The organism is Shewanella fodinae (genome assembly GCF_014651955.1).
Taxonomy (GTDB): domain Bacteria; phylum Pseudomonadota; class Gammaproteobacteria; order Enterobacterales; family Shewanellaceae; genus Shewanella; species Shewanella fodinae.
On the sequence record NZ_BMXW01000001.1, the window covers coordinates 360,871 to 383,911 of the forward strand.

The following is a 23,041-nucleotide window of genomic DNA, read 5'->3' on the forward strand; positions in this document are numbered from 1 at the left end:
CCTTGAAAAAACGCCTAGCGCTACCATATTACAAAACAGGTAATCGAGAATTACCGAGATGTTGAATCAACTTGGGATAACAACTCATAAGGAGGTCATATGAAATTACGTCCTTGGAATCCTGCAGAAGAATTCGACAACCTGTTCAGCCGTTTCGGATCTTTGGTGAATTGGCCCACGCCATTTATGGCGGGTGATCGCCATTGGTTGCCAGCAACAGACATCAGCGAAAACGCTGACAACTATCTGTTGAAAGTAGAGTTACCAGAAATGAAGAAAGAAGATATCAGCCTTAATATAGAAGATGGCTGTCTGGTGCTTAGTGGCGAACGTAAACATGAACATACAGATGACAAACAGCATCTGACCGAACGTTATTACGGCCAGTTTGTCCGTCGTTTTCAGTTACCTGAAAACGTGGATGAAAATGCCATTGATGCGAAATTCGACAATGGCATGTTGTATCTGACATTGCCGAAAACTGCGGTGAAAGTCGATAGTAAACATCAGATTGATATCCACTAGATTTAGCACTTTCCAACCCGTCGCCACCTCTTCGGAGGTGGCTTTTTTTACAATTAAATTCAGCTAGTTATTACAACCTCATAATATTTAAGCACAACTATTCACAATGCTGATAGCAAACCACTTTTTCCTGAACCTAATCCGGCGACAGCATTCCATTGTGACAAAAATGTGCTAGATTCTGGCGTACTGATTTTTATGCAGATTGTGGCAAAAGTTGCCCTCGCTGCACCTCCACAGGTTTCATCATTACCTGTAACATATAGCGTTAAGGAACCCGCTCAGGCGGGAGATACCGGAAAGTCACCTAACTCAGAGTCTGCTTATGCAATTCAACTTATTGTCTGCAAAAGAAATTATGAAAAATTCACTGGTAACGGGCCCTGTGAGTCAATACAGGGAGATGCCGGGACGACGGCGGCGGGCGCTGAAATTTACCCGCAGCATATTGATTTCCTGTGGTGTGCTGCTGAGTTTATCGGCCTGCGCGGTTGGCTTGCAGGCGTCACCAGCAGAGGGAGAAAATTTTAGCTATGCCTGGCTTAAAGGCTACGCCCGCAATCTGGCAACGCAAGCTTATGTCAGCCACAAAGGTGAATTACCTGACAACCTTAAACATCTGGATTGGGACGATTATCAACAGCTGCATTTTAAGAAAAAGGCGGCGCTGTGGCGTAATGATGATGTGAATTTTCGGGTGGAACTGTTTCACCTCGGATTATATTTTGATACGCCAGTACAGATGTATGAACTGCGGGACGGCAAAGCCTCTCCTATCAAGTATTCATCAGCAATGTTTGATTACGGTAAATCCAAAGTCGATGGTAAAGCACTGCCGAAAGATCTTGGCTTTGCCGGTTTCAGAATGCAGTTTCACACCGACTGGGAACGTGATGTTATTGCCTTCCTCGGTGCCAGTTATTTCCGCGCTGTCGGTCAGGAGATGCAATACGGGCTTTCTGCCCGAGGCTTAGCCGTGGATACCGCGATGGATCATCCAGAAGAGTTCCCGATGTTCACCGACTTCTGGCTGGAACATCCGCAAAACAATTCCGATGTGACCACTGTCTACGCACTAATGGACTCGCCCAGTGTCACTGGTGCTTATCGATTTGATATCCAGCCTGGGGCCAAATTAAAGATAAAAGTTGACGCAGCTATTTATCCTCGTAAAACCATCGAACGGCTTGGCGTTGCCCCATTAACCAGCATGTATATGGTTGGCGAAAACGATCGCCGTACCGACTATGACTGGCGCCCAGAGATCCATGACTCGGATGGTCTGGCGATGCACACCGGCAATGGTGAGTGGATCTGGCGGCCGTTAAATAACCCCGCAGAATTACGCTTTAATGCTTACAGCGATGACAATCCCAAGGGGTTTGGTCTGCTACAGCGTGACCGTAACTTTGATCACTATCAGGATGATGGCGTCTTCTATGAAAAACGTCCAAGTCTATGGATTGAACCCACCAGCAACTGGGGCAAAGGCTCAGTGCAACTAGTGGAAATTCCGACCTTAGATGAAACGTTCGATAACATAGTGGCTTTTTGGAATCCGGCACAACCGGTAGCTGCAGGTCAGGAGCTGTTGTTCAGTTACAACATGTATTGGGGGGGGATCCCACCAGAACAATCGCCCAAAGCACGAGTGGTGGACACCTTCACTGGTATCGGTGGCGTAATCGGCAAAAAACGCCCTTATTACAGCAAACGCTTCGTCGTGGATTTTGCCGGTGGCTCACTGCCAATGCTCAGTAAAGACACTGACGTGAAAGCCGTCATTTCAGTGTCTCGTGGTCGCACAGAAATAGAATCTGCCCGTCCACTGCATGCTATCGATGGCTATCGCGCCATGTTTGATCTGGTACCGTCAGACGACAGCACAGACCCAATCAATATTCGCCTGTATCTGGAGGCCGATGGACAACCATTATCAGAAACCTGGCTGTATCAATGGAATCCACCGCCAAAAGATCAGCGGCAACTGCATAACGCAGGTCATCTTAAATAAATGATTACGCCGGCATTTGCCGGCGTTCTTTTAGGCAGTTTCCGTTAACAACGCATGCCCATAGGAGTTATCAATCACACACAGCCATTGTCCGTCAATCAGTCGAAACACATAAGTCGCCTGTCGCTCAGTGGCTGGCAGATTATTAGCACTCACCATTGTTCGCGCTAACGCCAGCACGGTATCTCCCGCAGGCAGTAACACCATTCCGGCCTGTGTGACTTGCAATGAATGCTCAAAATAGCCGGCGATGGCTTCAAAGGCTTTACGGATCTGGGCCTTACCGCTGGCATTCATTCCGGGTTTAATCACCAGTAACGCATCTGCTGCATAAAACTGCATTAAGGTATCAAAATCTTCGGCCATTATCGCCTTATCAGCCATAGCAATCTGTTGTTCAACGGGGTGTTGAGCCACGGCAATCTCCATTAGTTAAGTAGGCTCATTGTTGCAACATATTAACGGCAAGGCTTGTAATAGCACAAATCTCTGGTGGCACGCTCGGTGTCAAACAAATGTTTCCCTTAACTCTCTGTTAAGAATACCAAGGCTAGATTCACTATAACGCACAAGCAGATTGTAGTTTATCGAGCATACGCTGCGCCGTGGATATCACGCGATAAGCGGGTAATGAAAGAGCAAATGCGCTCACTAGGAAGGCATCATCATGAAAACAGGGTTAGTTATTGCCGGATTACTGTTGTGCTGCACTCAGGCACATGCCAACGGTAATTCAAGTTTGAACAGCGAACTTGGGCATTTTGCTGGGGGATTGTTTACCTCCGGTGCCGTCACGGCACTGAGTAATTATTATCTACCGCAACAAGATAGAGCCTGGAATGGTTTTTGGCTGCCAACAACAATTAGCACACTAGAAGAGTTTCGTGAATTTGCCGTTGGCGATAACACCGCCGGTGAAGCCTTGCTCGATGCCAGTTGTTTTGCGGTTGGCGCGCTCATTGGCAGTTACAGCACGGATCACTATCTGCTGACACCCACTGTCCACAAAGACGGTGAAACAGGGCATTACTTTGGTGTCAATTTGGCGTTCCGTTTTTAATAGTAAATTGCTTCCCCATCGCATTTTATGATGGAAGCGCCACACGGCCGAGCCTGCCAGTGAGCAGAACAACGCAGACTTAACGGAGAGACCTTGTGATGAATAGCACTACCCAAGCAACATTAATCAAAGTACCCGCGGTGACCTTGGGGTTCTGGATCATTAAGATTCTGGCAACGACGCTCGGCGAAACCGGGGGTGATGCCGTTTCCATGTCGATGGATCTGGGCTATCTCATCAGCAGTGCTCTATTTATGCTGCTGTTTGTCGCTATGGTGCTATGGCAGATCCGTGCTACGGATTTTCAGCCGCTGCGCTACTGGGCCACCATTCTGGCATCAACCACCGTGGGCACCACCTTAGCCGACTTTGCCACCCGCTCACTGGGCATTGGTTATGGTGGTGGCACTTTGCTGTTACTCACGCTGTTAGCGCTTACGTTAGTTTTCTGGCACCGACAGCTTGGCAGTATTGACATTACATCGGTCAGCAGCGTTAAAGCACAGTTTTTCTACTGGTTGACTATCATGTTTTCGCAAACACTGGGGACGGCGCTCGGCGATTGGACCGCAGACAGTGCTGATTTGGGGTATCTGTTTGCCGCTGGAGTCTTCGGTAGTTTGCTGTTACTTATTGTATTGCTCACCTATTTCAGTCATATATCACGTACCGCATTGTTCTGGGCAGCATTTGTGCTAACGCGCCCATTAGGGGCGGTTGTTGGGGATTTTCTGGATAAACCGGTGGCGCAAGGCGGGTTGGATCTGAGCCGTTATTCCGCCACAGCGGCACTATTAACAACCATTGTATTGCTTATTGTGCTACTCCCCCAACGCGCCGCCCTAAAAACCCATTGACCACGACTAAATCTTAACAAACGCCTCATCCTAGCCGCTTATGGAAGCGTTTTGAGGCGATAAGCACCCCGATACAGGTAAAACCCAATAACCACAATGCATCTTCCCCCAATGACATAACCTCTGCTTGGCGCAACACTACGCCCCGCACCATCCGCATAAAATGGGTGGCTGGCAGCGCTTCGGCTATCCACTGCGCCGCTGAAGGCATCGCCTCATAAGGGAACATAAAACCGGACAATAGAATCGATGGCATCAGCACAAAGACAGTCATCTGCATCGCTTGCAACTGGGTCTGTGCAATAGTGCTTATCACCAGCCCTAACGTTAGACTGGCACAGATAAACAGCAGTGACGCCAATAGTAAAGAATCCAGGCCTCCGCGTACAGGAACGGCAAAAACCCAATGACCCACACAGAGAATGATGGTTACCTGGATCAAACCCACCAATACATAGGGAATGATTTTGCCCAGCATCAGTTCCAGCGGCTTTACTGGCGTGGCAATCAAAAACTCCATGTTGCCGTGCTCCCGCTCGCGAACGATGGCGGCAGAGGTAAACATAATCATGGTCATGGTCAGTATCACCGCCAGCAAGCCAGGCACGATATTCACCACGGAACGCTGCTCGGGATTAAAGTACTCCACCACCTCAAATGTTGGCACCACTGCGTTGACACTGCGGTCAGCCAACTCATCTAAAGGCATAGTACGAAGCGCCCGAATGGTTGCTGCGACCATGGTGTCTGAGCCATCCACCAACCATTGGGCAACGGGGCGGGTCAGCGCCGAACGTTCTCGGTGACTGTCAAATGCGGGATGATTCACTAATCGCTCGCCAAAATCCGCTGGCAGATATAATACGGCCTTCACTTCGCCATTAGTAATCGCCCGTTCTGCCGCTGTTGCGGAGCTGTAGTTGTGGGTAAAATCCACCACCTGCGACGCGGATAGTGCCTGCAATAACGCCCGGCTGTAGCTACTCTGACTCAAATCAACAACACCCGCAGGCACATGCCGCACATCGGTATTGATGGCATAACCAAAGAGCATCAACTGCAACAGCGGGATCATGACAATCATGCCAAAGGTCATGCGGTCACGCGCCAGCTGTTTCAACTCTTTGGTGATGATAGCCAGTAATCTAGCCCACATGGCGGCCTCCGGTACATGTTACAAACACATCTTCCAGACTGGGCCGTACGATCTCTAACTGGTGTGCGCCACAGAAGGGTTGCAGCAGGCCAAGCGGATCCCGTTGTTCATCTTTCACCAACACCCGCAAACGACTACCCGCCTGGGATGCCGAAATTACTGCGGTTTGCACGGTCAACTGCTGTTTCAGTTGCCGAAGACCATCACCACTGACTTCAATGACCGTTGCCCCCATTGATTGCATTAGCTCTCTAGGTGTACCGTCGGCGCGTTTGAAGCCGTGTTCCATAATTGCCAGACGGTGGCAGCGCTCCGCTTCATCCATGTAATGGGTGGACACCAAAATGGTGGTTCCCGCGGCGCTGAGATCAAACAATTGCTCCCAGAAATCACGGCGATTTTGCGGATCGACCGCCGAAGTCGGTTCGTCAAGAAACAGCAACTCCGGTTGATGTAACGTGGCACAGGCAAGCGCCAGTCGTTGCTTCTGACCACCGCTCATCGTGCCTGCCAACTGCTGGCACCTGTGCTCAAGCCCATACTGCTGCAACAATTCATCAATTCGGTCACGGCCTTTTTGGCCTCTGACGCCATAAATAGCGGCGACAAATCGCAGGTTTTCCAACACTGATAAGTTGTCATACAGCGAGAACTTCTGCGTCATATAGCCGATGCGGCTTTTAAGCGCTTCCTCATGCCCCCTCAGCAATTGCCCAAGAACGGTTACCTCGCCAGCACTGGGTTCCAGTAACCCGGTCAGCAACCGAATCGCGGTAGACTTGCCACAACCGTTGGGGCCAAGAAAACCGTAGATAGTGCCCCTAGGAACGGTCAGGTCCAGCTGATTGACGGCGACCAGATCCCCAAAACGCCGCGTTAATCCGCTGGCGCTAATGGCCACGGTAGGTTCGGGGGAAGTTGCGGCTTCGGTCATGGTAATCGCACCTCCAGTGCAATCCCTACCGGTAGGCTAGCAGCGCCGGGTAAATCAATATCGGTGAGATACATCAGCCGCGCTCTATCCCGTTCATTCAGAGCGAAATAGGGGGTGAACGCTGGCTGGCTGCGAATATTGCTGATAGTGCCGTCAAACGGTTGTGAGTGACCATCTACCCACACTTGCACTTTATCGCCTCGATGCACTTGGGCTAACGCGGTTTGCGGCAAATATACCCGCGCATAGGCGCGATCGGATGCTAGGAGGGTCACCAATTGTGCCCCGGCAGCAACCCGATCGCCGGTTTTCCATGGAAGAATGTCTACTTCGCCATCCCTCGGCGCCTTAAGGCTAAGATCGACCAACGATTTCTCGGCTGCAGCCAAGGCGGCAGCCGCTTCATCCACTTGCGCCTGAGCCTGAGCCAGTTGCTCGCTGCGGGTTCCGTTTTTCAATTCTAGCCACTGCTGCTGCGCCTGTTCGGTAAGTGCTTGAGTCTGGTTTTTCAGAGCAGTAGCTGAGTCCAATTCGGCTTTACCTATCATTTGCGCATGATACAACTCTTGTGCCCGGCGATATTGCTTGGCAGCATCCTCTGCCTGCGCCTTGGCCGCTTGCATAGCAGCTTCAGCCGCCGCAACTTGTTCATTTCTGGCACCAGTTTGTAACTCCAGCAGCTTCGCTCTGGCCTGCTCCAGACTGGCGCGGCGCTGTTCTACAACGGCACTGGCACTACGACTGTCCAGTTGCAGCAATAGCTCACCCGCGTGTACCTGCTGCCCTTCAGTGACATCAATAGCGCTGATCTGCTCCGCGACCGGGGCCGACAATATCATCCGGTCTCGCTCCAGCGTCCCCATAGCGCGGCTACCATCTCCCCCTGAACAGCCACTCAATAACAACAGCAGCACCCCGCAATAATGTTGGTAATTCATTTGTATACTCCTGGCCCGGTAGGCGGCAAGTTATCCGGGTTAAACAATCCTTCACGCATTACAATACGGTTATGATTAAGCAACTTAGTTAACCAGTTATCGGTCAACTCAAGACCAAATTCCTGCATTAATACCTTGGGGGCTATCAGAGGGAACACCATCAGGCTGATAAAACTGAGACGAATGAGTTGTGGGTCCAGATTGACATTAAGTTGCCGTCGAGCGGCCAATTGCTGTACCCAACCAGAAGCGTTGCCCAGCATTTCACGAAATACACCTGAGAGAACAGCAAACGCTTCGTTATCATTCTGATTATTCAGCACCTGAAAAATCAGTCGTGGTAAAGCCGGATTGGCTGCCATCATCTGGTAGTACGCTTGCATCAGCTCTTCTGGAGAATGTAGTTCGCAACTGAGGTTGTGTTTAAGTATTTGTGCCACTGGCGCTATCGTTTCTCGCACCATGGTTTCAAACAATCCTGCCTTGGAGCCGAAATAATAGCGGATCATGGCGGCGTCAACATTGGCCCGTCTGGCGAGTTCGCGAATAGACACGCGCTCATAGGCATTGTGTAAGAAACAAGCCCTAGCGGCATCAACCAGTGCTGCACGGGTTTGCGGATCACCTTTAGGTCTTCCCGGTTTGATTGGCATCGAGGGCTCCTTTAATTCATCTACTGATGAATATAACCAACAATGCCGGGTTAGACAGGAACTTTAATTCAGCAAACACCACAATGATGCAGAATTGCCGTAAACAAAAGCGGCCATCTACAGCATAACTGCAGTTGGCCGCTTACCGTGTTTTAACGGATTACAGACTGAGGCTTAGCCCGACAAATACCGCGCGCCCAGGTAGAATGATTTCTGAGTCCTCGTCATCCTTAGCGGGTTCTTCGTTGGTCACATTGGTGACACCGGCACGGAATTTCACGTGCTCATTAAACTGATAACTACTCCCTAAATCCAGCAACGTATAACCACTCTTGCGTTCAGCACTGCTGTTAAGATGAGACCCATAGTAGTTACCCGCGGCATACAACATCAAGGCATCAGTCACATGCCAGTCGAGCTTGAGGTTAGCGGTCTGCCGCGGCCGACCAGTGAGTTCTTCACCGGTACCAGTCTCGGTATCCAAATAGCTGTAGTTGCCTTTAAGGCTAAGATCTTCGGTCAAGTCAACACTGCCGGTCAGCTCAATCCCCTGCAATGTGACCTTGTCTTCGTTATAGTATGTGCGTGTCGGGCTGACGCGATCCCAAGCGCCTACGGTGATTAAATCTTTCACCCGATTATGGTAAACGGTAGCGGACAGTTCATAACGAGGTTGGCTCCACATGGCTGAGAGCTCATAGTTGACACTGGTTTCTGGATCCAGATCTGGATTACCGGTAAGGTTACAGGCGCCCCCACAGCTGACCGAGGCAAAGGTTGGCGAAGACTCAAATAGGGATGGCGCACGAAACGCGGTGCCGACGCCACCTTTAAGTACCAAGCCATTTTCAGCATTGAAAACCAGATATGCTCGAGGGCTAAAACGTGAACCGTAATCCTGGTTATCGTCGTAGCGGCCGCCCCACGTTAAACTAAACTGCTCCAGAAAATCCAATTGATCCTGAATAAATAGCGAATGTTGCTCTGTGCTATCACCACCAGTGACAGGATATTGCACTATGTCATCGACCTCAGTCTTATGGTATTCACCCCCGACGGTCCAGTCTTGGGCCAGCGCCGAGAAAAATGCCGTACCGCGGAAAATCGTATTAGTCTCATCTATATTGCGACCCAAAGGCGGTTGTAGACGGTACTGAGTGTTATAGTCATACATCTGTGATTTTTCGCGATAAGCCATCAACTCACTGCCACCCCAGCCCCATTCACCTTTATGGGTCAGGCTGAAAGTATTACGTTCAATTTTTTGCTCACGGTTGGCGGTCGCGGAATAACTTGTCAGAGGGACTTTGTCATTATCATATTGATAATCGAGATCCAAGGTCTGGTTGTCAGCCACCTGCCAGTTGAAGGCGGTATACAGTTTTTTGGTATTACGCTCCTCTATGGAATCATAACCTGGGGTCAGTTCATCATTATTCCAGGTGTCTTGATCCGCTTTCTCTGCGGTGAACATCATGCCGAGGGTGTCGGTTAATTTTCCAGTGCCAAACAGGTTTGAGCGAGTACGATCACCACCATCACCGTCAGTCATCGCACTATATTCTGTATCCAAAGTCAGATCCCAGTTTTCATCCGGTTGCTTAGTAATGACGTTAATAACGCCACCAACGGCATCTGAACCATAAAGTGCTGACATTGGACCACGAACCACTTCAACACGGGCAATGGCATCAACGGGAATGGCAGTGATATCGAAGTTACCTCCACGCCACAAGCCATTGGAGGACGAGACGCGCTTGCCGTTAATCAGCATTAGCACATAACCCTGCCCCATACCACGGATGTAGATATCGTTACGTCCGCCGGTACCGGTATTAACGCTGACGCCAACACTTGAACGCAAGACATCCCCTAAGTCTTTCACCGGCAGCAGTTTTATTTCATCAGCGTCAATCACAGAAATTGACGCCGGGGCAGTACTCAACTGTTGATCCTTGGCACTGGCGGTAATCACCATGCGCTCCATCTCCCCATCATCAGCCCATAGTTGGCTGCTGACCGCTAATGCCAGAACGCTCAATACCTGTGCAGTTACACCTTTTTGCATGTTCAGTCCCCTAATTCCACATCTACGGACAAAAATATCCTGCTGAAATCCAGCGTCTTTTTGGTTTCAACAGTAGAAGCATCAAAATTTCGGGGGACGATAACACATCCAAAAATTATTTCAAATGATATTTATTATCATTTGCATTGTTGTTTTTATAACGTGATTTAACGCATGTAACGTGATAATTCATTGGTCGTTATTACCCAACAACACGCATAGAAAAAGTAAACCCTCCAGCGGTGGAGGGTTTACTTTCAGGAGTAATGCAGCCGTTGCACATTAATCAAGAAATGATTCTTCATCAGCATCTACTGGTAAAGAATCAATCACTTCGTCCTGGATCTGATAGTAAGCATCTTGATATTCGTGCAAGTCCATAAAATCTCCGGTGTCATCTGGCAGTTGTGAATCAATCAGCATCAACGCCACCTCGCAGTTATTACCAGTGGCAATGACAGTGCATAATTCAGCACGTCTGTTAACGCACTGGCAGGAAAATTATAGCGCCAAAGTTGCTAGACTTACAGTTTTGTTTCAATTTTGAACAGCATTTTAAATGAAAAATGCTATTTAAAGCCGCAATGTTGCGCAATTTTAGTAATAAATTTCGTAATACTTTCAAAATTAATTGAGAATTATAATCAAAAATAATGCTTTTAAGATCTGACTGCAGATGTTTTTAAAGCAATTTATTCCATCACCTTCCGCATATATCTGCTATTGCTTATATATGGCTAAATTTGTTTTGGAGATCTGCATCATGAATCATCTGTTGGACATGGAAGCACGGACACTGGCTGGTCTGATAGATAATGGCGACATTCTCGGGATGAGGATGTTTATGGAACGCATTCATCTGCCGTTGGATGTACAAGATCGGTTGTTATTTCAATTTGCCGCTATGACCCATGCCGACGCCGCTAGCATTGCATCTATATTAGAAAGTGACAGCCAGAGCATTGTGCCCGATCATTTGCGTTACTAACACGCCTCATAACAATACACCAACGCCTTTAGGGCTCGTTCTGGGTTGCTATCGGCAAATACTGGCGGATTTTCCAACTGGTATAACAGCGACAACTGCGGCGCAGCCTCAGCCACTTGTGCCTGCAGAAACGCACGATCCAGTTCCGGGGCATTGAGACACAACAACACTTTTGCACCTGGACTCAATAATTCCGGCAAACGCCTTAATAACCGCAAATAGTCCTTAGTGGCAACGAAGCTGCCCTTCTGATTACTTGGGGGATCGGCTATCAACAATTGATAAGGCCCGAGTTTTTTTAACTTACCCCAAGATTTAAAGATGTCATGGCCCAAGAACCGTACACCAGCAGGCATATTATTTAGCAGATGATTTTGCTTACCAATAGCCAATGCGCCTTTGCTCATGTCGATATTAACCACTTCATCCGCGCCACCCGCTATAGCGGCAACGGAAAAACCACAGGTATAAGCAAATAAGTTCAGTACCTTACACTGCGCAGCATGCGCTTTCACCCATGCGCGACCATTGGCCATATCCAGAAATAATCCGTGGTTCTGCCCTCTTAACAAATGCACCTGAAAACGGCAGCCATTCTCGGTAACCACGTGTGGTTCAGGGACTTCACCACACAGCAATCGGGTTTCGGTCTGGTAGCTAGCACGATACTGATAGACCAAATTGCATGGATACTGCAACACACCTAATCGCTGACACACCGCCTGCTCTAGCGTTTGTAATTCAGTCTCTGCGAGCAGTTTAAAGGAAGTCAGTAACAACACCGGCGCATACCAGTCCAGATTCAGGTGTTCACACCCTGGATAAAGGCCGCCGCGCCCATGAAATAAACGCCCAGCATCGCTGGGTAACGCCAGCTGTTTGATAGCATCCAGTAACAACTGCATATTGGTCAAATTTCCTTTTTATCTTTAGCAGTAGCAGCATCAGCGCCATTTTCTCCACTATTCAAGGCAAAGGCGCTGGCGTCGTCAGCTAACAACACCGCCAACTTACGGCTACCCTCACCTGACTCCAGTGCAATTTTTACTATCATGGTAAGAGGTACCGAAAGCAACATACCTACAGAGCCCAGCAACCAACCCCAAAAAATTAACGACAAAAAGACCACCAGCGTAGATAAGCCTAAGCCTCGCCCCATGAAACGAGGTTCTACAAAATTTCCCATCACCATGTTCACCGCCACATACAACAGTACCACGCCACCAGCGCCTGTCGGTCCTAACTGCACAAATGCCAGCAACACCGCGGGTAGCGCGGCAATAATGGAACCAATATTGGGGATGTAATTAAATAGAAATGCAACCACGGCCCATAGCAGTGGATAGTCCACTCCCATCAGCCACAAACCGATACCAACGATGGCACCAGTTGCCAAACTCACCAGAGTTTTAATCACCATATATTGGTTCACAGAATGCAAGAAGCGGTCTATTTGTGATAAACGCATATCAGGGTCATCTAACGCCATATGCAACTTACGCGGCAACGACTCCGCTTCAAACAGCATGAACACAATTGTCAGGACAATCAGCAACAAGTTAGCCATTACATTGCCGACACTGGATAGCGTATTGGTGGTCAGCGACAAGGCCATCCCGGGATCAAAATATGCTAGGACTTTTTCTTTAGAGATCTGGATGTTGAACTGCTGCAGTTTATCCAGCACCCAGGAAAACTGCTCAACCAATTGCGCTCGGTATACCGGCAGTTGTTTGGAAAACTCATTGATTGATCCACCCACTACAGATGCGAGCCATAAACCAGCGAGCACAATCAGTGCCATTAACAACAATACTGCCAGCCAGCGCGGTAGGCGATAACGCGTCATGGCCGCAATCGCTGGCGTACAGATCACCGCAATAAAAACCGACAACACAAACGGCACGACAATACTGCCAGCAGCTTTGATGCCAGCCAGCACCACCACCATACACGCCATCAAGGCAAAAGTGCGTAACGTCATTGACGGACTGTACGATTGTGACATTGCTAAAATCCTTCTTGTTCCCAGATAAAGTTGCTAATCTTTTAGATAAAACTGCAAATCAAACAACAAGTAATCACATGACGAATCCAGAATTGGCTATTATACGCATTAAAAATCTCAGATTGCGCACTTTTATCGGGATCAAAGATGAAGAGATCAACAACCGACAGGACGTGATCATCAATGTCACCATGCATTACTACGCCGAAAAAGCACGAAAAACAGATGACATGGAGCATGCGCTTAATTACCGGACAATCACCAAAGCCATTATTACATTGGTAGAAGATAACCGGTTTTCACTGCTGGAGCATCTTACCGGCAAAATTCTGGAAATAGCCAGTGAACATCCCTGGGTAGAATACGCTACGGTGGAAGTAGACAAGCCACATGCGCTGCGTTTTGCCGATTCCGTATCATTACAACTGAGTTGGCAACGACCAGAATGATTTACATGCAGTTTTGCAGCCCAATCCTATCATCAGCATAGACAGTGATATCTCGGGGAGAAGTGTGATGAAGATACTGATTACCGGCGCCACAGGGTTAGTTGGAACTGCACTGGTGGCAAACCTTGAAACTGATCATCAGCTGTTAATCGTCAGTCGTAATCCCTTACTTGCCAGACAAAAACTGGGGTTTCACCATCAATACCTGCCGTCTTTAGATGGCTTACAACATCTCAACGACATTGACGCGGTTATCAATTTGGCAGGAGAACCTATTGTGGGGAAACGCTGGAGCGAATCCCAAAAACAACTGATTTGCCGCAGCCGCTGGGATATCACTTCCAGACTAAGTCAATTGATAAAATCCTCAAGTAATCCACCTAGCTGTTTTATTAGTGGTTCGGCCATCGGCTATTACGGTGGACAAGATGATACGCTGCTGGACGAGGACGCAACGCCACAAGAAGAATTCAGCCACTATATCTGTGCCGAATGGGAACGCCGTGCCTTGGCGGCGCAATCAAATGCTACCCGCGTGTGTATTTTGCGGACGGGCATCGTATTGGCAGCGAAAGGCGGTGCACTCGCCAAAATGCTGCCAGCCTTTCGGGTCGGACTGGGCGGTCCCATTGCCAATGGTCGACAGGGGATGAGCTGGATCCATTTAGCGGATATGGTTGAATTGATCCTGTTTTTACTGGAACACACCACTGCTCAAGGGGTCTATAACGCGACAGCGCCCTATCCTGTTAGCAATGCGGAATTTGCCCACGCGTTGGGGAAAGCATTGCAGCGACCGGCAATTCTGCCCGCACCAGCCTTTATGCTAAAACTGCTGTTTGGGGAAATGGCCGAGCTATTGATAGAAGGTCAATATGTGATCCCAAGTAGAGCCATGCAAGCGGGATTTCACTTTAAATTTCCGAAACTGGAACAGGCACTGGCAGACCTGTTTTAATGACAAATGATTTGCTCAGAGGGCGCTAACAATGACGGCAATTCACAGCGGTTGTAGATTTTCATCCAGCAAACCGACCAACAGTAGTTCGCCATCATTTGCTAAGCGAAACTCACCATAGCGGGCCGCATCAAAATGTGCTGCCTGGCCTTCCTCAAAAAACCAGGCATTGCTAGCAATACGCACCCGATTGTTACGCACTTTAAAAGGTAGTAATCGCTGTTGTCCGGTCATATCAGTATCAGCATTGCTGAAACGATAACCACGATAAAGCGCTGGCCCCTGCAGCTGTAGTGTCAGTAGCAGCCAGCCCTGCAAATTGGGCTGCCAGTTACCATCATCCTGCAACGCCTGCCGTAGCTCTCTGGCAACCACATAATCCAACGCCATATAATCGCCTTGCATCAGCGAGCGAGGATCTTTGGGTGCTAGCGCCAATATGATTGGCTCACCATTGCGCCATAACTGCTCTTTGTGCCACACGGAAAAATTCACCAGCAACAAACTGCACAATCCCAGCATGAATGCCCACAATACGGTCTTCCGCGGTGGCTGATAGCAAGTAGCAGCCATTAATCTGCCTCCTGAGGCATAGTGAACGTTAGCCACTGCTTTCTCTTAAACCACTGAGTATTCATAAACCCAAGCAACAGCAGCAAGGTTAAACCAAGGCCCAACAACAGCAGGGATTTAAACAGCAAGGTATAACTCAGAGAATAATAAAACCAACTGCTAAATCCCAACACTGACAATACGCCCGTTGCTAACAACAGCCATTCAGCGACAGCAAAACCCAACACGCATAAGGCAAATCCGGCCATCAACCCAGGGATCCAATATAACCACCAGCCCAACAACAGCAACAGTGTCACCGTCATCCATTTTTGTCCGGTTGTCCGTGGTCGCCACGCTAAGATGACATGAAACATGGCAGCTAATAGCAATAGATTCAGTAACGCTGACCAAGGTGATGATAACAACCATTGGGTTTGATGAAATGCCCGGCTGGTATACTCCAGCAAAGGAAGTTGCACCCAGGGTAACCATACAGCGCAGGCATATGCCAATGGCCGCAGCAATTGCCGCCAAGAGCCAAAATCATGTTCCTGTCGCCATAGCCAAAAGCTGCTGACCAGTAGCATCGGCGATAACAGCATGCCAAGGCCCTGCTCCAGTAACCACAGGATAGCCGCACCCAACATCAGTAACGCTGAACAAAAACGAATACTGAAAAGCGCTAGTGTCAACCAATGCAGCAATCCCAACAACAGTAGCATCAAGTAGATGTCACTACTGTTCAGATGCAGGCGCTCCACCAACCAGATAGCGATTCCTGCAATGGCGGCCATAGCAAAACAGAAACCTAACTGCGACACAAACAAGCCGCTATCGCGACGTCGCTGCTGCGTCACAATAAAAATAGCAATTGCAAAACTGGTGACTCCCCCAATCCCAAAACCATCGCTTTCACGGATTGGTAAAAGCAACATCAGGCTGCCGAGGAACCCCAACATAAAGCCGCTAGCTACCCATGCAGCCATTGTTTGTAGCAGCACCACATACCAAGGTACTGGGGGCAACACAGGCATTTCACCTTGCACTATATGTTGCTCGACTAACTGCTGCCACAATATCTGTCGGCTCATGGCGTTTCTCCGAATTGCCGTTGTAGCTTCATCAACCATAAACTTATCGTCACCGACAAGCCCACCGCCGACGCCGACATCAGCAGATAGCCGGAAGATTCAAGGTGATATTCGCCAAGCACACGCAGCAACCACATATGTAAATAAAACAATTGGGCAAACATCAGCAAAGCCAGCCCATACAGACAGTGAGCCCGCCAATAAATCATCAGCATCATTGCTGAGATTAACCACCAGCAAGCTTGTGACCAAGACCAGAATGTTGGACTGGCACCGCCGTCGAACAACAAATCACCGGAGAAAATCGCATTAGCAATCGCTACCAACATCAACAGCCATAGCGCGGCACCACATAAGGCTTCAGCCACTTTAGCCGTTGGCCACTGAGCAATGGACAGGCGGTTAAGGCGAAATAAAGTCAGGTGCAACGCTAGATTTAACAGCACCTGCCACCACAGTAAACAAGTGGATTGTTCACCGGGAAACCAACGTTGGAACGCTGGCCAACCATGTATCTGAAACCATAGTGACAACGTCAGATTCAACAAAACAGCCAGTAGTCCCCAGTGCCAATCGCGACGGCCAAGCCAAAGCCACGGCAGCGCCAACAGAGACCAGAAAGCAAACAGTTGCCAGTCGTCCGCGCCTTGCTGGTAAGCCTGACCAACGTACGCCAACACGCCACCTGTCACTATCGCGGTTAACAAACAGACCCAAGGCAGCGCAATGTTGCAGATGGCAAAACGCGCGGAATACTGCTGCAGTAACAGGGGCGCAACCATTAACAGCAGCCAGATACCTTCTAGCAGTGCCAATTTGCCCAGACGGCCGAAATGTTGCCAGTTGTAGGCAATAAAGCAGATCAGCGCTGAGCCTAAACATAGCACCACACCTCCCAGCAACAACTGGCTGATAAAAGACTGCCATTGCTGCGGTTGCGCTTTTGTCATTGCCAGTGCTTGCGGCATCGTCTCTTCAGAGAGCGCCCCTTGCTGATACCAATGATACAGCAGCGACTTATGCCTCATGCGTTGATCCATAACCGAGTATCCAGTGGCTGAAACTGGCTCTAGTTTGAAGGCTAATTATAAATAAAATCAAGGAATAATCGGTAAACAGCAACAATTGATTAGAGATTAAGGAGCTTAGTAAAAAGTCGAGCCCGCAATCGCGGGCCCCAAATGCTTACATTTTTGCCATCACCCAGTAATCCAGCCGTTTTTGCGGATCATTGAGTATTTCCTGACACTTATCTTTATACTGCTGCATCAGTGCCCCCATGCCTTTGCCGCCAGTAGACTGCATCATCTGCTCGGTGGCTTTGGCTACGGCTTGTTGCGTGGCATCAACGGCTTCATACTTTGCCGCCAGCTGTTCCGCTTCCTTAGCATTGTTTTTCAAACGCTCACCCACAGCGGCCATTTGGGGTGCATTCATTGCCGCCACCATCTGCGAACCTAGCTGATAATAGGCTGCACACTGGTGCAATTCACCAGTAAATGCCTGCTCGGCCTCACCCGCCCAAGCCGACGAACTGCTAGCGAGTACCAATGCTGCCCACACGATATTTTTGACTGTCATCCTGATCTTCCTTTTCGGTTGGATGATCAAAAACTACTTTAGTCAAAAATGAATTTCAAGTTGATCTGGATCACTTTTTCTATGTGCCAAGCGATGTTGCAGCAGTGGTTAGATAGAGGACATCAACATCGTCCTTAAATCACACTTCACTATGATTATGATGTTGCAGCATGATTTTCAGGTGTTGTTTTATCTCTGGCCACTCGCTATCAATGATGGAATACACCACAGTATCGCGCACGGTGCCATCCTTCAATATTCTGTGATTGCGCAAGATGCCATCTTGCTTGGCTCCCAGCCTTGCAATCGCTTGGCGACTGGCTTCATTGTGAAAATGGGTGCGAAATTCCACGGCTATCACATCCAGTGTCTCGAATGCGTAACTGAGCAACAGTAATTTACTTTCGGTATTCACGGCGGTGCGCTGCACACTCTTGCAATACCAGGTGTAACCAATTTCGATATGGCGATTGGGTTGATCCCAATGACACAGCCGTGTGCAGCCCACTATCGTCCCGCTATCACGACAACGCACCGCAAAGGCCAAGGCTTCGCCCCGCTTTTCAGCTTCCAGAGCGGCCTTAATATAGGCTTTCATCTCGTCAGGATGAGGTACGCTGGTGTACCACAGATTCCATAACTCACCGTCAGCAACCGCCAGTGATAGCGCTGGTAAATGATCCATACTCAGAGGTTCAAGAATGACATACTCGCCAGATAAATAACCGTCCTGTCCCACAATGTTTCTCCTTCTCGCGTCATCTTTCTTGGTAGCCTGCCGCAGTGTTCATAAGCGGCAGGCCTTTTGTTATCAGACTAGCATGAAACTCAGACAAAAGGACAAGCTGTTGAGATACAAATTCAGGGACTTAGCACTATCAGAAACCGTAGTGACTATTGCTCAAGCGAAACCACCCGGCAATACTGCCACGGCCCCGGTGAGTGGTCAGAACTTCATGTGGGAAACGCTCACTCAGAAAAATCACCAGAGTTCCGGCCTCCGGCACCACCTGTTGCAACAGATTGTTTTCCGTATCAAAGATCTGCAATTCACCACCGTCAGTTGCGCCCCATTGTTCATTGAGAAACAACACCGTGGTGAGAATGCGATTACGACTGCCGGGTAAGGCATCCACATGTTTACGATAAAACGCGCCGGGGCGATACCAAGCATAGTGACTTTCATAGTCAAACAACCCCATGAATAGCCGTTGATTCAGTCCCACCCGCAACTGCTCCATGAGCACCAGCCACTGAGCATCTGGTTGTACATCATGACTAAGCCAGCGAATACGATCACCACGAATTGTCTGATTTTGCTGTTGCTGGCTGCCACGGCCAATGGCCGCATCACGAAATTCAGCGCTATGTTGTTGTGTCAAACGCTGTTGCAATTGCGCAACCAGTGCCGGATCAACCAGTTGTGGCAATACCAAATAACCAGGTTGTTCCAATGCCGCAGCTACCCGATCAAAAAAAGCCTCATTGCTCATATCGGCCATCTGCTGCTCCACTGTATCAGACACCAAGAAAAGGAGCATGAAGCTAATCTGAAATCACTGACTTAGCAACAAATTACGATTTCAAATCAAATAGTTACAAATCTAATCATTAGATATATAAGCAATGGCCATAGACCAGTAACTCAGAACATACATGGGATGGCTTAACAAAGGATCACTGCCAGTGAAACAAAAATGCCGACATAACTGTCGGCATTTTTACGCGGTTAATAGCACTCACAGATAACGAGCAAACGTGCTACCATCTTTCTGCGGTTTTAGCGGCATTTCAATGGCAGGAGTTCCAAGGTATAAAAAACCTACTATCTGATCGGTGTCGTCCAACCCTAACGCTTTATTCACCGTTTCATCAAAAGCAAAACTGCCGGTACGCCAGATCCCCCCCAGACCCTGTGCAAAGGCCGCTTGCTGCATTGCCATCACTGCACACCCGGCCGACAACTGTTGCTCCAGCTCTGGGACTTTTTTAATATCACTTCGGGTCTTGGCGACCACGGTAATAACCATAGGTGCCCGCAATGGCATGTTGGCCGCCTTGGCAATAAAATCATCGTCTTCGCCGGCCTCAGTGGCCGCGGCAACAAACACATCTGCCAGTCGATTCAGTCCCTCACCTGTCGCGATAATAAACTCCCAAGGCGCTAGACCACCATGATCAGGCACTCTGGCGGCCGCATCCAGAATGACTTTCAGTTGCGCATCATCCGGCGCTGGCGCTACTAGGCGCGGGCAGGATTGACGGGTCAGAAGAAGTGTTAAAGCATCCAAAATAATGTCCTTTAAAACAGATACCCTTGTGGCTTTAGCATAACAAATTGCCGCTGAATGAAAATGCTTGCAGTAACAACTGCTGCGAACTCAACCATTCACTCCGCTCAGGTCGTCCAAATCACTGATAAGATCATCCAGTTTACGTTGAATATGCCGTTGCTGCTTGGCGTTCATATGCTGCGCCACCTGTACCAGCATCAACCCCAAACGTTGACGGTTAGTATCCAGCTGTTGTTGATATTCCACCGAGCGCAATTGTTCCGGTGTGGTTAATAGTAATTGTAATCGCTGCCGTAATAGGATGGGATCGTGGCGCTGCTCCAGTGCCATCACTAACTGTTGATACCACTCGTGACGGTAATCCAGCCACAATTTGGTGATATCGAGCCGCTGCTGATTATATTGGTGTATCAGTTGCTTTTGTGGAGGGGTTAAGCGGCCAATCCAATCCTGTAACTGCTCCTGCAAGCGTTCATCGGCTTGGGTTAGCAGCTGTTCGGCAGTTTTATCCTGATACTCTTGCTGCAAAGATTGCTGATCTTTTGCCAACTGCTTTTTTATCTGTGCCACTTGAGCATCGTCGAACGACGCCACCAGCGGCACGATGTTATCAAACGTGTGAGAAAAGATCCGCAACCAATGCTGCCTAGCGTTATCAGTAAAACGGCTGAGAAATTCAGGTGTTAAAGAATGTTGTTGTAAGGCACTGCGTAACTGTCGCAGATCATGACTGTAACGCGGCAGTTCCTGTTGCCGATGCCACTGCATGAAAGCTTGCAACGCCTGCTCAAACTGTTGCTCTTGCGCTTTATTTAACGACACATAGTCATCGAGTTGCCAAGCAATCGCCCAATCGAGAAAGTGATAGCTCATTTTGGTAGAGCAGGCACTGAGCATTAGCAGTGCTGTCAGCAGTAGCAAGAATCGTTTCATCCGTTGACCTATCCCTGATAATCATCGGCATTCTGTTTACCGGAATGCTAATCACTCTCGTATAAGTTGCCGGTAGTTGTCAAACCAACTGAAAAATTCATGGTGGTCATTGCAATGTCTATCAGCCATTTGCAGCGCCCAGGCACAGGAATATAACCAGAAAATGTCTAATGCGGCGCCTAACGCCTGCACGCTGTTTGACGTCAGGTGTGGATGATTGTCCAGGTACTGTTGTATCAACCATTGTCTGGTGGAGGGAGATAATCGATGACAGGCGATAACGCCTGCCAGTTCGAACAACGGATGCGAACTGCAACAGTATTCAAAGTCGATACAATACAAGCGATCTTGGTGCAGCAACAAGTTGTGGGCACTGAGATCTCGATGGCAATATTGGTGCGACAACAAGCAAGCATCCAGCACTGCAAATCTTGTATTCAATGACAGCCGTTGCAGCCATTGCAACCGTTGTAACCATTGCGCAGCGTCACGGGTATTGGCTCCGGCATAATCACCGTCAGCGGCCATCTGTTGTAATCGCGCCAGATAAATCTGCCACTGTAATTGGAGGCTGATATCTAATGCAGGTGGTGGCAACTCGCGTAATCCCAGCAGCAATTGCAATAGCTGCTGGGCCGGTGCTGATGACGCCGCAACTGGCCGCGAGCTGACGAATGACTCGGTGGACAGTTTGTGAGGCTGAGAGGCTGCGAGCTGACGCCAAGGCACACATCCGGCAGCGTCACCGCTGGCAGATTCAGTCAACCATTCACTCAGATAAAAACGTTTAGCACTGTCAACCCAATGCAACTGTGGTGCTAGCCCAGCAGCTTGGGCCACACGCCAGCAAGTCACCTCGTTTTCGCGATTGCAGATACGGTCGGTTACTGGCGAATTCAGCCGCAGCAGCAGCGAAGTTTGTTGAAAATCCAAGCGAAAACTCTGGTTACTTAGCCCCAGGCTCTGCCGCTCAATCGCTCTAGGCATGGGAAGATCTAACTGCTGCAATGCCTGTTGTACAGCCTCAGCAAGCTCACCTACGATGCTCACAAGTTCCATTAACGTTCACTCAGCGATAGCTGGTGTGCTCGCCAGTCAGCGCGCCACAGGAAATAGCCACCAACTGCCAACGCTACATATAACACAAACAATAACGAGGTCAGCATTAGCCCTTTACTGAGGTACAAATAGATAGACACCAAATCAATCACGACCCAATAAAGCCAGTTCTCCAAAACTTTCTGCGCCACCAACCAGGTGGTCATCACCGCAAAACAGGTGGTGGTAGCATCCAGATAGGGAAATGACGCATGGGTATGATTGGCCATAAACCAGCCCAGCGGCAATGACAATACTGCGGTGATAATGCTCAAAACGGCATGACGTTGCCACGACCAAGTGCTAATGGTAATGCCCTGTTGCTGCTCACCATCACGGCGCCACAACCAGTAGCCATAAAGCGCCATCGCCATGTAGTAAACATTGAGGACCGACTCCATCAACAGTGACACTTTCCAGAACAAGACGGTATAGATGGCAGTACTAGCCAGCGCCGCGCCCCAACACCAAACACTGGCCCTCATCGCTAACAACAGATACGCTAGTGCCAGTATAACGGCGAGACCTTCCCACAGATCCATGCCCTGCGCTTCAGTCACTGCTTGGCTGAACATCTGCCACAGTTGCGCCATGTTCAGGTCCTACGCCGCAAGTCAAATTCACCTTGCAGAAACTTGCAGACAAAAACCGCAGTACCAAACTGTTCATACGCGGCTTTCATCTCCACAGACAACATCTGCATCACGGCATCATAATCACCAGTCACCTGGGTCGATAGCGAATTAGTCACCCGTTCAATGCCTTGGTAGCTGTCCAGACGCTTTATCAGCCAGCGGATGGGGTCTTTATAGTTGTCATGCAATGGATACATGCTGATATCAACGGTGAGTTGCATACATTTTCCTCCAACGAGTCCCGGC

The 23,041-nt window shown here is 49.0% G+C and carries 27 protein-coding genes; 7 read left to right on the plus strand and 20 right to left on the minus strand.

What is annotated here, in order from left to right:
- Window positions 1-99 precede the first annotated feature (99 nt).
- Together IE064_RS01795 and IE064_RS01800 are read left to right on the plus strand one after the other, a co-directional pair.
- Entirely contained in the window at window positions 100-525 is a 426-nt protein-coding gene (locus IE064_RS01795; protein WP_189615859.1) for an Hsp20/alpha crystallin family protein, read from the plus strand.
- Window positions 526-883: 358 nt separating this feature from the next.
- Complete coding sequence (locus tag IE064_RS01800) at window positions 884-2,539, plus strand: OpgD/OpgG family glucan biosynthesis protein (protein ID WP_229799827.1); 1,656 nt, start codon at window positions 884-886, stop codon at window positions 2,537-2,539.
- A 30-nt stretch (window positions 2,540-2,569) separates the two neighbouring features.
- On the opposite strand, the gene IE064_RS01805 is transcribed toward IE064_RS01800, so the two are convergent.
- A complete protein-coding gene (locus tag IE064_RS01805; protein WP_133037705.1) occupies window positions 2,570-2,956 on the minus strand; it encodes a YybH family protein in 387 nt (128 codons plus the stop codon).
- A gap of 250 nt (window positions 2,957-3,206) precedes the next feature.
- On the opposite strand from IE064_RS01805, the gene IE064_RS01810 reads away from it, so the two are divergent.
- Window positions 3,207-3,599 carry a hypothetical protein gene (locus tag IE064_RS01810; RefSeq protein WP_189615865.1) on the plus strand — a complete coding sequence of 131 codons (393 nt, stop codon included), beginning with the start codon at window positions 3,207-3,209 and terminating at the stop codon, window positions 3,597-3,599.
- Window positions 3,600-3,697: 98 nt separating this feature from the next.
- The gene (locus IE064_RS01815) at window positions 3,698-4,456 is read left to right on the plus strand and encodes a COG4705 family protein (RefSeq protein ID WP_189615866.1); all 759 of its coding nucleotides are present in this window, start codon (window positions 3,698-3,700) and stop codon (window positions 4,454-4,456) included.
- 25 nt (window positions 4,457-4,481) lie between these two features.
- Here the strand turns inward: IE064_RS01815 and IE064_RS01820 are convergent, their stop codons facing one another.
- From IE064_RS01820 to IE064_RS01845, 6 genes are all read right to left on the minus strand, one after another.
- Window positions 4,482-5,612 (minus strand): ABC transporter permease, encoded by a 1,131-nt coding sequence (locus tag IE064_RS01820; protein ID WP_189615869.1) that lies wholly within the window; start codon window positions 5,610-5,612, stop codon window positions 4,482-4,484.
- Window positions 5,602-6,546, minus strand: a complete 945-nt coding sequence (locus IE064_RS01825; RefSeq protein WP_189615870.1) for an ABC transporter ATP-binding protein — start codon at window positions 6,544-6,546, stop codon at window positions 5,602-5,604. The genes IE064_RS01820 and IE064_RS01825 overlap by 11 nt, the downstream gene beginning before the upstream one ends.
- The gene (locus tag IE064_RS01830; protein WP_189615873.1) at window positions 6,543-7,484 is read right to left on the minus strand and encodes an HlyD family secretion protein; all 942 of its coding nucleotides are present in this window, start codon (window positions 7,482-7,484) and stop codon (window positions 6,543-6,545) included. The genes IE064_RS01825 and IE064_RS01830 overlap by 4 nt, the downstream gene beginning before the upstream one ends.
- Window positions 7,481-8,137 (minus strand): TetR/AcrR family transcriptional regulator, encoded by a 657-nt coding sequence (locus tag IE064_RS01835; RefSeq protein WP_189615874.1) that lies wholly within the window; start codon window positions 8,135-8,137, stop codon window positions 7,481-7,483. Before IE064_RS01835 ends, IE064_RS01830 begins: the two co-directional genes overlap by 4 nt.
- 160 nt (window positions 8,138-8,297) lie before the next feature.
- Window positions 8,298-10,205, minus strand: a complete 1,908-nt coding sequence (locus IE064_RS01840) for a TonB-dependent receptor domain-containing protein (RefSeq protein WP_189615877.1) — start codon at window positions 10,203-10,205, stop codon at window positions 8,298-8,300.
- A 282-nt stretch (window positions 10,206-10,487) separates the two neighbouring features.
- Window positions 10,488-10,628: a hypothetical protein gene (locus IE064_RS01845; RefSeq protein WP_189616014.1), complete on the minus strand. Its 141-nt coding sequence runs from the start codon at window positions 10,626-10,628 to the stop codon at window positions 10,488-10,490.
- 340 nt (window positions 10,629-10,968) lie between these two features.
- Between IE064_RS01845 and IE064_RS01850 the strand changes: the two genes are divergently transcribed.
- Window positions 10,969-11,193, plus strand: a complete 225-nt coding sequence (locus IE064_RS01850) for a hypothetical protein (RefSeq protein WP_189615879.1) — start codon at window positions 10,969-10,971, stop codon at window positions 11,191-11,193.
- Here the strand turns inward: IE064_RS01850 and IE064_RS01855 are convergent.
- The gene (locus IE064_RS01855) at window positions 11,190-12,098 is read right to left on the minus strand and encodes a class I SAM-dependent methyltransferase (protein ID WP_189615881.1); all 909 of its coding nucleotides are present in this window, start codon (window positions 12,096-12,098) and stop codon (window positions 11,190-11,192) included. The genes IE064_RS01850 and IE064_RS01855 overlap by 4 nt on opposite strands.
- A gap of 5 nt (window positions 12,099-12,103) precedes the next feature.
- Entirely contained in the window at window positions 12,104-13,201 is a 1,098-nt protein-coding gene (locus tag IE064_RS01860) for an AI-2E family transporter (RefSeq protein ID WP_189615883.1), read from the minus strand.
- A 77-nt stretch (window positions 13,202-13,278) separates the two neighbouring features.
- Here IE064_RS01860 and folX point away from each other — a divergent pair, with 77 nt between their 5' ends.
- Window positions 13,279-13,650, plus strand: a complete 372-nt coding sequence (folX, locus tag IE064_RS01865) for a dihydroneopterin triphosphate 2'-epimerase (RefSeq protein ID WP_189615885.1) — start codon at window positions 13,279-13,281, stop codon at window positions 13,648-13,650.
- 67 nt (window positions 13,651-13,717) lie between these two features.
- Window positions 13,718-14,608, plus strand: a complete 891-nt coding sequence (locus IE064_RS01870) for a TIGR01777 family oxidoreductase (protein ID WP_189615887.1) — start codon at window positions 13,718-13,720, stop codon at window positions 14,606-14,608.
- Between the two features lie 42 nt (window positions 14,609-14,650).
- On the opposite strand, the gene IE064_RS01875 is transcribed toward IE064_RS01870, so the two are convergent.
- From IE064_RS01875 to IE064_RS01925, 11 genes are all read right to left on the minus strand, one after another.
- Window positions 14,651-15,181, minus strand: coding sequence for a GDYXXLXY domain-containing protein (locus tag IE064_RS01875; protein WP_189615889.1), 531 nt, complete (start codon window positions 15,179-15,181; stop codon window positions 14,651-14,653).
- The gene (locus IE064_RS01880; protein WP_189615891.1) at window positions 15,181-16,254 is read right to left on the minus strand and encodes a DUF4401 domain-containing protein; all 1,074 of its coding nucleotides are present in this window, start codon (window positions 16,252-16,254) and stop codon (window positions 15,181-15,183) included. Before IE064_RS01880 ends, IE064_RS01875 begins: the two co-directional genes overlap by 1 nt.
- Window positions 16,251-17,294 (minus strand): DUF2157 domain-containing protein, encoded by a 1,044-nt coding sequence (locus IE064_RS01885; protein WP_189615893.1) that lies wholly within the window; start codon window positions 17,292-17,294, stop codon window positions 16,251-16,253. The genes IE064_RS01880 and IE064_RS01885 overlap by 4 nt, the downstream gene beginning before the upstream one ends.
- A 145-nt stretch (window positions 17,295-17,439) precedes the next feature.
- Window positions 17,440-17,841 (minus strand): hypothetical protein, encoded by a 402-nt coding sequence (locus IE064_RS01890; RefSeq protein WP_165900070.1) that lies wholly within the window; start codon window positions 17,839-17,841, stop codon window positions 17,440-17,442.
- 133 nt (window positions 17,842-17,974) lie between these two features.
- Complete coding sequence (locus IE064_RS01895; protein WP_268244720.1) at window positions 17,975-18,574, minus strand: GNAT family N-acetyltransferase; 600 nt, start codon at window positions 18,572-18,574, stop codon at window positions 17,975-17,977.
- Between the two features lie 139 nt (window positions 18,575-18,713).
- Entirely contained in the window at window positions 18,714-19,337 is a 624-nt protein-coding gene (locus IE064_RS01900; protein ID WP_189616007.1) for a 2OG-Fe(II) oxygenase, read from the minus strand.
- A 237-nt stretch (window positions 19,338-19,574) separates the two neighbouring features.
- On the minus strand, window positions 19,575-20,126 hold the full coding sequence (locus IE064_RS01905; RefSeq protein WP_133037722.1) for an NAD(P)H nitroreductase: 552 nt from the start codon (window positions 20,124-20,126) through the stop codon (window positions 19,575-19,577).
- 90 nt (window positions 20,127-20,216) lie between these two features.
- Window positions 20,217-21,062 carry a DUF6279 family lipoprotein gene (locus IE064_RS01910; RefSeq protein WP_189615896.1) on the minus strand — a complete coding sequence of 282 codons (846 nt, stop codon included), beginning with the start codon at window positions 21,060-21,062 and terminating at the stop codon, window positions 20,217-20,219.
- A 51-nt stretch (window positions 21,063-21,113) separates the two neighbouring features.
- Complete coding sequence (locus tag IE064_RS01915) at window positions 21,114-22,121, minus strand: phosphotransferase (protein WP_189615898.1); 1,008 nt, start codon at window positions 22,119-22,121, stop codon at window positions 21,114-21,116.
- Window positions 22,121-22,753 carry a nicotinamide riboside transporter PnuC gene (pnuC, locus tag IE064_RS01920; RefSeq protein ID WP_189615900.1) on the minus strand — a complete coding sequence of 211 codons (633 nt, stop codon included), beginning with the start codon at window positions 22,751-22,753 and terminating at the stop codon, window positions 22,121-22,123. Before pnuC ends, IE064_RS01915 begins: the two co-directional genes overlap by 1 nt.
- Window positions 22,754-22,755: 2 nt before the next feature.
- On the minus strand, window positions 22,756-23,016 hold the full coding sequence (locus IE064_RS01925; protein WP_189615902.1) for a hypothetical protein: 261 nt from the start codon (window positions 23,014-23,016) through the stop codon (window positions 22,756-22,758).
- Between the last annotated feature and the right edge of the window lie 25 nt (window positions 23,017-23,041).